A 13,336-nucleotide genomic window follows, 5' to 3' on the forward strand; every position below is an offset into this window, starting at 1 on the left:
GGCGCCATGGAGGAAGAGCCGGACACTTACCGGATCTTGAGGTTGCGCGCCGAGATTCTCGAACTGGGCTCTGCCATCCGGCAATTGCAGCGCGCGGGTCTCGATGATGCAGCGGCCCAACTTCTGATCGGACGCAAGCGGGCGCAGCTCGAGCATCTCGTGAAGATGAATTCCGTGAGCCTCGGCTCCAAGCGCCGGCTGCAATGAGCTGATGCGGGCGCTCGCCGATACCCGCGATTCCCGATCGATCATCGAGACGAAAAAGCCCGCGCCGGCGCGGGTTTTTGAGAGGGCGCCTGAGCCTGCATGCGGAAATTCCCTGAGTTAAATTGACGCAGGCAGTCAATCGCCTTTGCTACAGGAGTTCCCGACGAAGCATCTGCCCGGCTTCACCTCGCTTCAAGATTGCTTGTCCTCTGTGATGATGAACACCACGCCGGTGAGGGTCGCGCCGATCGCGAACGTCGTCACCAATGTGAGGGCAAAAACGATCGCGGCCTGGCTTCCACCGTGATCGAGCAGGCGGGCGACGGCGGGATTGCACAGGATCAGCGCGAGACTGAAGGCGAGGCCGAGGGCCGCGCCCATCATCGTATGCGTCATCAGCTTGATGAGGCCGGCAGCGGAGATCAGGTCCGACGACTTTTTTGCGCGCATGGGAACAGCATCCCGATCTGGCATGCAAACGCGGGCAATAGTTGCTGGTTCCAAATAAATGAAGGAATTGTCATCACCGGCTTCATCCGACGTTCATGCCGGCCTTGCGAGGATGGGCGCTATCAAAACGGGACATTCGATATGGGCAAGGTAGTCTTTCTTTACCGCTCACTGGCCTATCGCAACGCCGCCGCGGACATGTTGCGCAAGGCGCGCAAGCTGCCGCGAGGCGCGGAGCGAAGCGCGGCCCGCCGCTATGCCAAGGCGCTCCGCGATCTCGCCCGAACGGAAGCCTGGCTCGAAGGCCGGGTCGCGCGCGAACCGCAGATGGTGCAACGTATGACGAGCGCGGCGTCCGGCCGGAGCTTCTCCCATTCCGGCTGAATCGAAACGGAAGCTCTCGATTCTCGTCTTGACGCGCTTCTCAACGCGAAACGATCTCCACTTCGCTGCAAATGCTCTCTAACCGGACGCGCGCTGCAATTCGGCAGAGCCGGCTTCCTCGAATTTACCCGATACAGCCGTCGCCGCCGTCTTGCGTGTCAGCGGCACCTCCAGACGGCACAACAGGCCCTCGGCTCGCCAATCGAACCGCGCCTGTCCGCCGAGCTGGGACTCGACGCTCGCGAGCAGGCTCCGGGTGCCGAAGCCGCGAGATTTCGGAGTCATGACCAGCGGACCGCCGGATTCCTCCCAGTTCAGCGTGAGCACTTGATCTTCGACCTGCCAGCCGATCGTGAGCCGTCCCGACCTCGTCGAGAGGGCGCCGTACTTGGCTGAGTTGGTGAAGAGCTCGTGCAATGCGAGCGCCAGCGTCTGGGCCGTCGCCGGCAGCAACTGGACTTCCGGACCCGCCAACATGATCTGGCCGCCAAGCGAATAGGGCGCAAGCTCCTCGTCGATCAGCCTGGAGAGCTCGGCACCCTGCCAGCTCGACAGCGACAGGATGGTGTGCACGCGCGCCAGCGCGTTGATGCGTCCCTCGACGGCGCTGACATAGGCCTTGACCTCGTCGGCACGGGTGAGGCGAACGATCGACTGCGCCAGAGCCAGCGCATTCTTGGCGCGATGATCGACTTCCCGCGCCAAGAGATTCTGACGCTCCTCGGCGCGCTTGCGTTCGGTGATGTCCACGGTGACGCCGCTCACGCGCACGACGCGACTGCTATCGTCCACCGTTGCTGCCGCCGTGCCAACGCACCACCGCACCTCTCCGTCGGGCCGCATGATGCGGAACTCGGTCTCGTAGGCCCGCGCGCCCTTGTTGAACTCGGCAATCGCCTTGCGCAACTGATCGACGTCATCGGGATGCAACAGCGCCTGGACGTTGGCCGGGTTGACCTCGAAGCTCTCGGGGCTGACGCCGAAGATGCGATACTGCCCCTCGTCCCACATCCAGTCGCCGCTGATCCAGTCCCAATCCCAGGAGCCCATCTTGCCGGCGGCGATAGCCATGCTGCGCCGCTGCTCGCTCTCGCGCAGCTTCGCGGTGGAGTTTTCCAGCTCCGCCGTGCGTGCGCGGACGCGATCCTCGAGCTCCTGGTTCAGCCGTTCGAGCTCGCGGGTCTTGCGGTAGAGTTCGGCAAACACCTTGATCTTGGCACGCAGCACCTCCGGCACGACCGGTACCGGCACGTAGTCGACCGCGCCCATCTCGTAGCCGCGCAACCGGTCGATGTCGCTGACCTGGATGGCGGAGATGAAGATCATCGCGGTCTTCTGGAAGCGCGGATGCTCGCGGATCATTGCGGCAAGCTCGAAGCCGTCCAGCTCGGGCATGCAGACATCGACCAGGATCACCGCGATCTCGGTCTTGAGCAGCAGCTCCAGCGCCTCGCGTCCGGACGAGGCGATCACGAGGTTCTCGCCGAGATCCTTCAGGATCACCTCATAGGCGAGCAGCTTTGCCGGCTGGTCGTCGACGAGGAGGATGTTGACCTTTTCGTGGTCCATTCTCGGATCCAACTCAGCGGTGCAGCCACATGCGGATCGCAAGCAGCAATTGATCGGTGTTGACGGGTTTGGCGAGGTAGTCGGACGCGCCGGCTTCGAGGCATTTCTCCCGGTCGCCCTTCATCGCCTTGGCGGTCAGCGCGATGATCGGAAGGCGGGCGAAGGCCGGATTTTCGCGAATGACGCCGATGGTCTGATAGCCATCCATCTGCGGCATCATGATGTCCATCAGCACGATGGCGATCTCCGGGTTGGATTGGACCAGGGTCACCGCTTCGTTGCCGGTCGTCGCCGTCAGCACTTTCATGCCGCGCCGTTCCAGCACGCTCGACAGCGCGAAGATGTTGCGGGCGTCGTCGTCGACGAGCAGTGCGGTCTTGCCGATCAAATCCTCGTCGGAACTGTTCAGCTTCTCCAGCATGCGCTGCTTCTCGACCGGAAGTTCCGTGATGACACGGTGCAGGAACAGCGCGGTTTCGTCGAGCAGACGTTCGGGCGATTCCACGCCCTTGACCACGATGCTGCGCGCCATGGTGTGGAGTTCCGCATCCTCTTCCGCCGACAGCTCGCGGCCGGTGAACACCACGACGGGAATGTTCGACAGCGCCTCGTCGTTGCGGATCTGGTCCAGTACCTCGAAGCCGCTCATGTCGGGCAGCCTGAGGTCGAGCACCACGCAGTCGCAGGGCACATCGCGCAGCGTCGAGAGCGCGCCTGCGCCGGTGTCGGTCGTTACGATCTCGATGTCGTCATGGTGCAGCAGCTCGCGGATCGAGAGCTGCTCGGCCTCGTTGTCCTCGACGATCAGGAGCCGCTTGCGCCGTGGCCGCGCATATTCCTTGATCTGGGTCAGCGCGGCCGAGACGCCTTCGGTCGTCGTCGGCTTGTTGACGAAGGAGAATGCGCCACGCGCCAGTGCGTGCTGGCGGTCCTCGTCGAGCGTGATGATCTGCACGGGGATGTGGCGGGTCAGCGGATTGTGCTTGAGCTGGCTCAGCACGGTCCAGCCGAGCATGTCCGGCAGGAACACATCGAGCGAGACTGCTCGCGGCTGGTATTGCTTGGCGAGCTCCAGCGCCTCCGCGCCGCGGGCGGCGACCAGCACCTTGAATCCCTTGTCGCGCGCGAGATCGACCAGCACGCGCGCATAATGCGGGTCGTCCTCGACGATCAGGAGGATGCTGTCGCCGGGCTCGAGGTTGAGCCGGTCGTCGGGAAGTTGCTCGATGGCCCGCTGCTGCTCCGGCACGGCCGGTTGCAGTGCCGGAGGCTGATTGTGTTGCTGTGGCGCAGGCGCCGCGCGGGGCGCGAGCGTTGGGCCGGAGTACTTCAGCGGCAGATAAAGCGTGAAAGACGAGCCCTTGCCCGTCGCGCTGCGCAGATGGATCTCGCCGCCGAGCAGGCTTGCCAGCTCGCGGCTGATCGCGAGCCCAAGGCCGGTGCCACCGTATTTCCGGCTGGTGCCGGCATCCGCCTGCTGGAACGCCTCGAAGATCAGCTTCTGCTTTTCCACGGGAATGCCGATGCCGGTATCGGACACTTCGAACGCGATCACGGCCGGGGCCGAATTCAGCACCGGATGATCGCTCCCCCAACCGCCGACCGCGCCGGCGACCCTCAGGCGGACCTCGCCCTCGGCGGTGAACTTGAAGGCGTTGGAGAGCAGGTTTTTCAGAACCTGCTGCAGGCGCTTGGAGTCGGTGACGAGGCTGCGCGGAAGGCTCGGATCGATGTCGATCTTGAACGACAGATTGCGGTTGTCTGCCTCGTGCCGGAACGGCCGCCCGACGGTCTCGAGCAGATTCGCGGTCAGGATTTCCTCGGCGTCGACCGTCACCGTGCCGGATTCGATCTTGGACAGGTCCAGAATGTCGCTGATCAGATTGAGCAGGTCGGTGCCGGCGCCGTGGATGGTGCGGGCGAACTCGACCTGCTTGGCCGAAAGGTTGCCGTCCGGATTGTCGGTGAGCTGCTGTCCCAGGATCAGGATCGAGTTCAGCGGCGTGCGCAGCTCGTGGCTCATATTGGCGAGGAATTCGGACTTGTACTTCGAGGTCAGGGCGAGCTCGGTGGCCTTTTCCTCCAAAGCGCGGCGGGCCTGCTCGATCTCCTGGTTCTTGCGTTCGACCTCGACGTTGCGCTCGGCGAGCTGCTGCGCCTTCTGCTCGAGCTGGTCGTTGGTCTGCTGCAACTCGCGTTGCTGGGTCTGAAGCTCGCCGGCGAGCTGCTGCGACTGCTTGAGCAGGCCTTCGGTCTGCATCGTCGCTTCGATGGAATTGAGCACGATGCCGATGGAGTCCGTGAGCTGCTCCAGGAACGTCATCTGCGAGGTCGTGAAGGAAACGAGCGAGGCGAGCTCGATCACGGCCTTGACCTGGCCCTCGAACAGCACCGGCAGCACGACGAGGTTCTTCGGCGCGACGCGGAACAGCGCCGAGTTGATCGGCACCACGTCGGATGGAATGTCGGCGACCACGCGCGGCCGCCTGTCGAGGGCGCACTGGCCGATCAGTCCGTCGCCGAACTGCAATACGCGCTGATACGGATAGATGCCGTCGCTGGCGTAGGAGGCCAGCAGCAGGAGCTGCGGATTGTCCTCGCTCTCGACCTGGTAGATCACGCCGGTATGCGCGTTCACCAGTGGCGACAGCTCGGTGAGCAGCAGCCGGCCGACGGTGGTGAGGTCCCGCTGGCCCTGCAGCATGTTGGTGAATTTGGCGAGGTTGGTCTTCAGCCAGTCCTGTTCGGTGTTCACGTCCGTCGTGAGACGGAGATTCGTGATCATCGTGTTGATGTTGTCTTTCAGCTCGGCGACCTCGCCACGGGCGTCGACCTGGATCGATCGCGTCAGGTCGCCCTTGGTCACGGCAGTCGCGACCTCGGCGATCGCGCGGACCTGCGAGGTGAGGTTGGCCGCGAGCAGGTTGACGTTGCCCGTGAGGTCCTTCCAGGTGCCGGCGGCGCCGGGCACGTTGGCCTGACCGCCGAGGCGGCCCTCGACGCCGACCTCGCGCGCCACCGACGTCACCTGGTCGGCGAAGGTCGCGAGCGTCTCGGTCATGTTGTTGATGGTGTCGGCGAGAGCGGCGACCTCGCCGCGTGATTTCATCGTCAGGTTCTGCTTGAGATCGCCGTTGGCGACCGCGGTCACCACCTTGACGATGCCGCGCACCTGCTCGGTCAGGTTCGCCGCCATCAGGTTCACGGTGTCGGTGAGGTCCTTCCAGGTGCCGGCGACGCCGGGCACCTGGGCCTGGCCGCCGAGCTTGCCCTCGGTGCCGACCTCGCGCGCCACGCGCGTCACTTCGCCGGCGAAGGCGTTGAGCTGGTCCACCATGGTGTTGATGGTGTTCTTGAGCTCGAGGATTTCGCCCTTCACGTCGACGGTGATCTTGCGAGAGAGGTCGCCGCGTGCCACGGCCGTGGTCACTTCGGCGATGTTGCGGACCTGGGTGGTGAGGTTCGCCGCCAGCAGGTTGACGTTGTCGGTCAAGTCCTTCCAGGTGCCGCCGACGCCGGGCACGACGGCCTGACCGCCGAGGCGGCCTTCGGTGCCGACTTCGCGCGCGACGCGCGTCACTTCGGCGGCGAAGGAGCGGAGCTGCTCCACCATGGTGTTCAGGGTGTCCTTGAGCAGCAGGATCTCGCCGCGCACGTCCACCGTGATCTTCTTCGACAGGTCGCCGCCGGCGATCGCGGTCGCGACCTCGGCGATGTTGCGGACCTGCGCGGTCAGGTTGGAGGCCATGAAGTTGACGTTGTCGGTGAGATCCTTCCACGTGCCGGCGACGCCGGGCACTTCGGCCTGGCCGCCGAGCTTGCCCTCGGTGCCGACCTCGCGCGCCACACGCGTCACCTCGCCGGCAAAGCCGTTGAGCTGATCGACCATCGTATTGATGGTGTTCTTGAGCTCGAGGATTTCGCCCTTCACGTCGACGGTGATCTTGCGCGACAAGTCGCCGCGCGCCACGGCGGTGGTCACTTCGGCGATGTTGCGGACCTGGGCGGTGAGGTTGCCCGCCATCGAGTTCACGCTGTCGGTGAGGTCCTTCCAGGTGCCGGCGACACCGGGCACGTTGGCCTGACCGCCGAGGCGGCCTTCGGTACCGACCTCGCGCGCCACGCGCGTCACCTCGCCCGCGAAGCGGTTGAGCTGGTCGACCATCGTGTTCAGCGTGTCCTTGAGCTGAAGGATCTCGCCGCGCACGTCCACGGTGATCTTGCGCGACAGGTCGCCGCCCGCGATCGCGGTCGCGACTTCCGCGATGTTGCGGACCTGGGCGGTGAGGTTGCCCGCCATCGAGTTCACGCTGTCGGTCAAGTCCTTCCAGGTGCCGGCAACGCCGGGCACGCCGGCCTGGCCGCCGAGCTTGCCGTCGGTGCCGACCTCTCGGGCGACGCGCGTGACTTCGCCGGCGAAGGCGTTGAGCTGGTCCACCATGGTGTTCAGCGTTTCCTTCAGCTGAAGGATTTCGCCGGACACGTTCACCGTGATCTTCTTGGAGAGATCGCCCTTCGCCACCGCGGTCGCGACCTCGGCGATGTTGCGGACCTGGCCGGTCAGGTTCGAGGCCATCGAATTGACGCTGTCGGTGAGATCCTTCCAGGTGCCGCCGACGCCGCGCACGACCGCCTGGCCGCCGAGCTTGCCTTCGGTGCCGACCTCTCGGGCGACGCGCGTCACTTCGCCGGCGAAGGCGTTGAGCTGGTCCACCATGGTGTTGATGGTGTCCTTCAGCTCCAAGATCTCGCCGCGCACGTCCACGGTGATCTTCTTCGACAGGTCGCCGCCGGCGACCGCCGTCGTCACCTCCGCGATGTTGCGGACCTGTGCGGTGAGGTTCGAGGCCATCGAGTTGACGCTCTCGGTGAGGTCCTTCCAGGTGCCGGCCACGCCGAGCACGTTGGCCTGGCCGCCCAGGCGGCCCTCGGTGCCGACCTCGCGCGCCACGCGCGTCACTTCGCCGGCGAAGGCGTTGAGCTGGTCCACCATGGTGTTGAGCGTCTCCTTCAGCTGAAGGATTTCGCCCGACACGTTCACCGTGATCTTCTTCGAAAGGTCGCCGCTCGCGATGGCCGTGGCGACGTCGGCGATGTTGCGGACCTGCGCGGTCAAGTTCGAGGCCATGAAGTTGACGTTGTCGGTGAGGTCCTTCCAGGTGCCGGCCACACCGGGCACCTGGGCCTGGCCGCCGAGCTTGCCTTCGGTGCCGACCTCACGCGCGACGCGCGTCACCTCCGAGGCGAAGGAGTTGAGCTGGTCCACCATGGTGTTGATGGTGTCCTTCAGCTCCAGAATCTCGCCGCGCACGTCCACCGTGATCTTGCGCGACAGGTCGCCGCGCGCCACGGCGGTGGTGACGTTGGCGATGTTGCGCACCTGCGCGGTCAGGTTGCCGCACATCGCGTTGACGGAATCGGTGAGGTCCTTCCAGGTGCCGGCGACGCCGGGGACGATGGCCTGGCCGCCGAGCTTGCCGTCGGTGCCGACCTCGCGCGCCACGCGCGTCACTTCAGACGCGAAGGAGCGGAGCTGGTCCACCATCGTGTTGATGGCTTCCTTGAGCTGTAGGATCTCGCCGCGGACGTCGACGGTGATCTTCTTGGAGAGGTCGCCGTTCGCGACCGCGATCGTCACCTCGGCGATGTTGCGAACCTGGTTGGTCAGGTTGTTCGCCATCGAGTTGACGCTCTCGGTGAGGTCCTTCCAGACGCCGGTCACTTCCGGCACCTGGGCCTGGCCGCCGAGCTTGCCTTCGGTGCCGACCTCGCGCGCCACGCGCGTCACCTCTGAGGTGAAGACGCCGAGCTGCTTGATCATGGTGTTGACGATATTGGCCGATTGCAGGAATTCGCCCCGCAGCGGCCGGCCGTCGACGTCGAGCTTGACGGTCTCGAGCAGGTCGCCCTGTGCGACCGCCGCGACGGCGCGCGTCACCTCGCGCGTCGGCCACAACAAATCGTCGATCAGCGTGTTGACGGAACCTTCCATGTCGGCCCAGGAGCCGGAGGCGAGGCCGAATTTCACGCGCTGGCGGGTCTTGCCTTCGCGGCCCACCACCTCGCCGACCAGTTCGAGCTGCTGCGCCATGCGCTGGTTGGCGGCGATGATTTCATTAAAAGTGTCGGCAATCTTGCCGTCGATGCCGAGATAATCGCCACTCATCCGCACGGAAAAGTCGCCGCTCCGCATCGCCTGCAAGGCGAGCAGCAATTCCGCCCGGGAATCCGGATCCGACATACCGTTGGCTTTTGGTTTTGGGATGCGACGACCGGAGCGTGATGCAGTTCCGGGATCGAGGTCGCTCATACTGATTCCCCCGCAGGCGCCGGCCGAATCCAAGGCGTGACGCATCTCGTCGAAATAGAGCGTCAGCCCAATTCGAAATCAAGCGCCAAGGTGCGGCGCGAGAATGGAACCTGCCTTGCTCAGCCCGATGCAAATAACGGCGATGGAGCGATTTGGTTCCATGTCAATTCGGACGGAAATGGCGTGGGCGGCCCCCACGCCTCGTTCGGTCGTCTCCGGCAGCGTCCCGGAACGGGCGCCAGGCCTCGTGGTTAGCCCGCAAAGGGAGAACGGACATGAGGGCAGGACTTGCTAAAGGAGGACTCGCGATCGTCGCCATGCTGTTTGCCGGGCCGGCCTTGGCGCAGAACGGTGCGCCCAGCGGTCGCGGGGCGGTGACCGGCGATCCCGCCGCGAGCTCCGCCAGCCCGCGGGCGGATACCCCGACCACGGGGGCGGCGACCCGCTCGAACCCGAGCGGCAGTAGCACCTCATCTTCGGGCGGCAAGGATGACAATGGCGACGCCGGCCGGGACAAGATGCCGGAGAGCGACCGCACCGTGCGCCCGCAGAGCCAGCAACGTCATTCGAACGACAAATAGAGGCTGCTACTTGTCCGCCATGGTGCGCTCGGCGTCCCTGACCTGCGCGCGCAGCATCGGGAGCTGCTCGCGCGCGAACGCTGCGAGCGCGGTGTTGTCGGGCGCCTTCAGATAGCGTTCGAGCAGATTGATGGCGGATTCATACTCCGGGATCTGTGAGGCGTAGAAGCTTCGGACGTAAGTCGGTCCGTCCGAAGTTTCGGGCTCGACCAGGCTCGCGCTGAGGGACGACGCCTTGTCGACGCGTGGCTCCGCGCCGATCGCCTGTTGTATCTGCTTGAGCGCCTTGTCGCGCTTGGTGGCCTCTTCTGCGCGCAAGGCTGCGAGGTTCTTGACCTCGGCGTTGCCCTTCAAATCCGTGTTCTCCAGGAGGCCCTGCTGGAAGCGGCTGAAATTGTAGAGACCGCTGATGACGTCGATCGCGCTCGGCGGACGTTCGCCGGGCTTGCGTTCGCCGCTGCTGTCGGCGAGCGCCGCGGTGCTGATGAATGCCAGGATGATCGCGACGAGAACTCGCATTGAGATCAATTGCGGATCGGGGGCAAAGTTCCCTCAACATTACGATCGGGAAAGCGGGTTGCGACTGTAGAGTTCCATCCCCACGTCTTACTTCATGAAACAGTCCGACATCTTCAGAGATAACGCCGACAATTGTCTCCAGCTCGCCGAGCGCGCCGAGGGAAAACCCGCCCACAAGCGCTATTCGCGCATGGCGGACGCCTGGACGGCGCTCGCTCACGAGCAGGATTGGCTCGACGGCGAGATCGCGCCCGTTCCGGTCCGTTTTGCGCAGAAGCAGGACGCCTGAGCGCTCGCCTTTCGTGAATCCGCGTGTGAGACCGCTCACGGAATGCAAGCGGTCAATCAAGGATGATCAGGGAACAATCAATCACGATTCCAGAAGGAGGTTTGCGATGGCTCCACGTCTGGCCCTTCTTTCACTCATTTTTGCCTTCGGCGTCTCGGTCGCGTTTGCGACGGTGACGACGGTTCGTCAGGTGCAGCTGGAGAACGCATCGGCCGCCGTCCACGCAACGCACAGCTAGAGCGGCGCCGGAACATTCGGCGCCGCAGTGCGTAAGCGCTTCGAGACATCAGAAGAGGCGAAGGCACACCATGGCCCATTCCGACCACGGCATCGTCAGGGATAAGCGGGGAGAGGAGCAGCCCCGTGACAAGCAGCGCGCGCAGTCTGCGCACAAGACGGATCCACAGAGAACTCAGAACGGCTCGCCGTCACGCGAGGCGACGCGCGATCCCAGACTAAATGACAAGAGCAAGACGCCGGGCTCCGGCATGACGCCGGATGATTCCGGCGACGCGCCGAGCAGCTAGACGAAGCGGTGATCCCGCACGAGGAACGAATCCTCGTGCGCGGAGTCGACAGGTTGCTTCCGGTCGTCATGCCCCCGGTGAGCCGGAAGCAATCTCCAAGGACGGCCTCGGCACTCATCCTGCCGGGGCCGTTCGCCTGTGGAAGCCTCTATTGCTCAGTCCTCGGCACCGCTTTCGGGATCTCTCTGCGTGTGTCCGTCGGCTCCGCGGCCGAACACGCCGAAGCTGCTCGACTTCACGCCGGCGGCTGCATCGACGTCTGCGGCGGCCAGTCCGAACTTGAGGAGCTCGCGGACTGCCGCCGCCCGCGTCGGCATGCGATGCTTGAACCGGAAATCGTCAACGGCGGCCAACTCTTCCGGCGAGAGCATGACCTGAAGCCGCTCGGCACGAAGGTCTTGCATGGTCAATCACACAAATTGAGTAGGTTGAGTAGATTACTCAACGAACCAACTTGGTTGGAGTTCCACAAGAGACGGGAAAGTCTCAAGGTTAGTAAAAAACTATAGCGAAATCAATAAGTTATAATTGAACGACTTTCGCGGTCGCGCATTTCCTCCTGGAAGGGAGAGAGACCATGACGGACGAAGTCAGGTTGCCCCGTAAGCTTTCCGAAGAGCCGGAAGCCCCCAAACCGGTGCGCCCAAGCCACCAGAGGGTCATCGAGCAAGTCGAACGCTGGGCCAACAGCCCGGCGTTGCAGCCACCGAGGACGGAAGATGCGAAAACCATCTGAGCCCCATACGTTTGAGCAACGCCTCGAGGCGCAGAAGCTGCGGCTCGAGCGTGAGCTATCGAGCCTGCCGAATGGACGCGAGCGCGACGTCGTTGTCGCGCGCATCGATCAGCTTCAGACCGCTGCCGAGATGTATGGCTTTCTGATGCTACGGGAAGAGGCCGCGGCGCCTCGCTGATGGCCCGATGCGCTCGGTCTGCACGGCGCGGGAGGTGATGCGAAGCTTTCGCCTCAGCCACCACGCCGATACCGACACGGCCGCCCATCCCAGAATGGCGGTGACGAATGCGCCGATCACGGTCGTCGAAACCACGACGTAAAAAATCATGGCGAACGCCGCAAGACCGATGCTTCCCAGGCCCGCACCCGCAGCATCGAGCGCCGCTGCCTGCTGCCCGCGCCTTCGCCCGCTGAGACCGGCTTTTTCCTTGGCGCGGCGCTCATGACTTTCGATCAGTGTTGCGCTGGCGCAGAAGATGGCGGGAAGTGCGAGGAAGAGCCCGCCGACGGAGACGCCGAAACGCGCACCGACGATTCCCGCGATCGCCGTTGCCAGTCCGCCAAGGAGGAAGCGAACACCGTACTCGTACCACCGGGTCTGCTTCAGCGCCGATGGAGACAGCTTGACCAGCATCAGGCAGCACCTCCGAAGGCCGCGAGCAGACCGAAGGCGACGACGAGCCATACGGCAAAAGCGGCGACGGTGGCTGGCAATGCGCCGAGACGAAACCTCATCAAGAGATGGCAGACGACCAGGCTGTAGAAGGCAAGTGCGACGGCACCATAGATCATCGTCCAGCTTTCGGCGGCGACATATTGCGGGCCGTGCTGGACGACGGCGATGCTGAGTGTGGCCAGCGCGACCGACGGAGCCGCGCCGAGCAGCCCGGCAAAACTCTTCGGCTTGAGCATGTCTCCCAGGATCGCGAAGGCGGAGACGATGACCCCGCCGGCGATGAAGCGCAGCAGATATTCCGTCATGACCGCACCCGCGAGGCAGGGGGCCGCTGTCTTGGCTTTCCGAGCGTGAGCGGCCTGAACAGTCGTTCGACGCCGACGCCGAGGATGAAGCCTGCCACGACGTCGCTGACCCAGTGTGCAAGCACGACAACGCGCGTCAACGACAGAGCCACGGCAAGCGAGCGCACCAGCCGGCGTGGGACGGGCTTCAGCAGCCCTGCCGCCGAGGCCAGCGCGCCCATGTGCAGAGCATGGCCGGAAGGAAACGCGTCGCGGGATCGTCCCGATATGGGAATACCGTTCGCATGACCGCGCACTGTCAGCCGGTCGGGCCTCGTCTGGTCGAACAGGGACTTCAGCAGGTGCGGCAGCACCGCGGTCGCCAAGGAGACCGCCAACATGTGATTTGCGACAGGACGCGCGCCGGGTTGCCGAAGCCGGGCGTAAAGCCAACCAGCCGCAGCGAGCACGAGCAGCACGTGCTCGTCCGCAGCCCAGGTCAAAATCTGGGCGACTTGCTCGATGTCTGAATTTGTGTCCTGCGCTATTTCGTTGGCGAGCGCCTGGTCGATCCGGGTCGGTTTTACTTTTACGAGTGCCATCGGTCTGGCGAGTTATCCATGATGACCGTTCTGTAAATTCTGTATGACAATGAACGTTCTGCGGCGCTCGTGGCCTCTGCGGATCGATCGAAACGAGTGCGGCAGGCTGCTCCGGATGGACGAGCGGAATCATCGTGAGCTTGCGGGCATACGGAGAGAAGACATCGTTGCCGGGGACGAGGAGGACGCCGAGGGGCGGCCT

At 64.3% G+C, this 13,336-nt stretch carries 16 protein-coding genes; 8 read left to right on the forward strand and 8 right to left on the reverse strand.

Translation table 11 applies throughout. The annotated features are described in order from the left end of the window. Nucleotides 1-6: 6 nt before the first annotated feature. A complete protein-coding gene (locus ACFDR6_RS18890; protein WP_212080843.1) occupies nt 7-207 on the forward strand; it encodes a hypothetical protein in 201 nt (66 codons plus the stop codon). A gap of 192 nt (nt 208-399) precedes the next feature. Here the strand turns inward: ACFDR6_RS18890 and ACFDR6_RS18895 are convergent, their stop codons facing one another. After that, the gene (locus tag ACFDR6_RS18895; protein WP_212080844.1) at nt 400-657 is read right to left on the reverse strand and encodes a hypothetical protein; all 258 of its coding nucleotides are present in this window, start codon (nt 655-657) and stop codon (nt 400-402) included. A gap of 141 nt (nt 658-798) precedes the next feature. Here ACFDR6_RS18895 and ACFDR6_RS18900 point away from each other — a divergent pair, with 141 nt between their 5' ends. Beyond that, nucleotides 799-1,041 carry a hypothetical protein gene (locus ACFDR6_RS18900; protein WP_212080845.1) on the forward strand — a complete coding sequence of 81 codons (243 nt, stop codon included), beginning with the start codon at nt 799-801 and terminating at the stop codon, nt 1,039-1,041. Nucleotides 1,042-1,119: 78 nt separating this feature from the next. Here the strand turns inward: ACFDR6_RS18900 and ACFDR6_RS18905 are convergent, their stop codons facing one another. Both ACFDR6_RS18905 and ACFDR6_RS18910 read right to left on the reverse strand, forming a co-directional pair. Continuing rightward, nucleotides 1,120-2,610 carry an HWE histidine kinase domain-containing protein gene (locus tag ACFDR6_RS18905; RefSeq protein WP_317240691.1) on the reverse strand — a complete coding sequence of 497 codons (1,491 nt, stop codon included), beginning with the start codon at nt 2,608-2,610 and terminating at the stop codon, nt 1,120-1,122. A gap of 13 nt (nt 2,611-2,623) precedes the next feature. Further along, the gene (locus ACFDR6_RS18910) at nt 2,624-8,920 is read right to left on the reverse strand and encodes a HAMP domain-containing protein (protein WP_375859144.1); all 6,297 of its coding nucleotides are present in this window, start codon (nt 8,918-8,920) and stop codon (nt 2,624-2,626) included. 275 nt (nt 8,921-9,195) lie between these two features. Here ACFDR6_RS18910 and ACFDR6_RS18915 point away from each other — a divergent pair, with 275 nt between their 5' ends. Then, entirely contained in the window at nt 9,196-9,501 is a 306-nt protein-coding gene (locus ACFDR6_RS18915; protein ID WP_375859145.1) for a hypothetical protein, read from the forward strand. 6 nt (nt 9,502-9,507) lie between these two features. Here ACFDR6_RS18915 and ACFDR6_RS18920 read toward each other — a convergent pair whose 3' ends face one another. Continuing rightward, entirely contained in the window at nt 9,508-10,020 is a 513-nt protein-coding gene (locus ACFDR6_RS18920) for a DUF4142 domain-containing protein (protein WP_375859146.1), read from the reverse strand. A 94-nt stretch (nt 10,021-10,114) separates the two neighbouring features. Between ACFDR6_RS18920 and ACFDR6_RS18925 the strand changes: the two genes are divergently transcribed. From ACFDR6_RS18925 to ACFDR6_RS18935, 3 genes are all read left to right on the forward strand, one after another. Further along, nucleotides 10,115-10,309 (forward strand): hypothetical protein, encoded by a 195-nt coding sequence (locus tag ACFDR6_RS18925; protein WP_212080850.1) that lies wholly within the window; start codon nt 10,115-10,117, stop codon nt 10,307-10,309. A gap of 106 nt (nt 10,310-10,415) precedes the next feature. Continuing rightward, entirely contained in the window at nt 10,416-10,547 is a 132-nt protein-coding gene (locus ACFDR6_RS18930) for a hypothetical protein (protein ID WP_283818714.1), read from the forward strand. A 70-nt stretch (nt 10,548-10,617) separates the two neighbouring features. Then, complete coding sequence (locus tag ACFDR6_RS18935) at nt 10,618-10,836, forward strand: hypothetical protein (protein ID WP_212080851.1); 219 nt, start codon at nt 10,618-10,620, stop codon at nt 10,834-10,836. A 155-nt stretch (nt 10,837-10,991) separates the two neighbouring features. On the opposite strand, the gene ACFDR6_RS18940 is transcribed toward ACFDR6_RS18935, so the two are convergent. Continuing rightward, entirely contained in the window at nt 10,992-11,240 is a 249-nt protein-coding gene (locus ACFDR6_RS18940) for a hypothetical protein (protein WP_212080852.1), read from the reverse strand. 173 nt (nt 11,241-11,413) lie between these two features. On the opposite strand from ACFDR6_RS18940, the gene ACFDR6_RS18945 reads away from it, so the two are divergent. Then, nucleotides 11,414-11,572 carry a hypothetical protein gene (locus ACFDR6_RS18945; RefSeq protein ID WP_212080853.1) on the forward strand — a complete coding sequence of 53 codons (159 nt, stop codon included), beginning with the start codon at nt 11,414-11,416 and terminating at the stop codon, nt 11,570-11,572. Then, a complete protein-coding gene (locus tag ACFDR6_RS18950; protein WP_317240684.1) occupies nt 11,556-11,750 on the forward strand; it encodes a hypothetical protein in 195 nt (64 codons plus the stop codon). Before ACFDR6_RS18945 ends, ACFDR6_RS18950 begins: the two co-directional genes overlap by 17 nt. Here ACFDR6_RS18950 and ACFDR6_RS18955 read toward each other — a convergent pair. Genes ACFDR6_RS18955 through ACFDR6_RS18965 form a run of 3 tightly spaced genes read right to left on the reverse strand, consistent with a single transcriptional unit; the run spans nt 11,721 to nt 13,134 of the window. Beyond that, on the reverse strand, nt 11,721-12,206 hold the full coding sequence (locus tag ACFDR6_RS18955) for a hypothetical protein (RefSeq protein WP_375859147.1): 486 nt from the start codon (nt 12,204-12,206) through the stop codon (nt 11,721-11,723). The two genes, ACFDR6_RS18950 and ACFDR6_RS18955, sit on opposite strands and share 30 nt — an antisense overlap. Then, nucleotides 12,206-12,553 carry a DUF3147 family protein gene (locus tag ACFDR6_RS18960; protein WP_212080856.1) on the reverse strand — a complete coding sequence of 116 codons (348 nt, stop codon included), beginning with the start codon at nt 12,551-12,553 and terminating at the stop codon, nt 12,206-12,208. The genes ACFDR6_RS18955 and ACFDR6_RS18960 overlap by 1 nt, the downstream gene beginning before the upstream one ends. After that, on the reverse strand, nt 12,550-13,134 hold the full coding sequence (locus ACFDR6_RS18965; RefSeq protein WP_317240681.1) for a phosphatase PAP2 family protein: 585 nt from the start codon (nt 13,132-13,134) through the stop codon (nt 12,550-12,552). Before ACFDR6_RS18965 ends, ACFDR6_RS18960 begins: the two co-directional genes overlap by 4 nt. Nucleotides 13,135-13,336 lie beyond the last annotated feature (202 nt).

The organism is Bradyrhizobium tunisiense, from assembly GCF_042263385.1.
Taxonomy (GTDB): domain Bacteria; phylum Pseudomonadota; class Alphaproteobacteria; order Rhizobiales; family Xanthobacteraceae; genus Bradyrhizobium; species Bradyrhizobium tunisiense.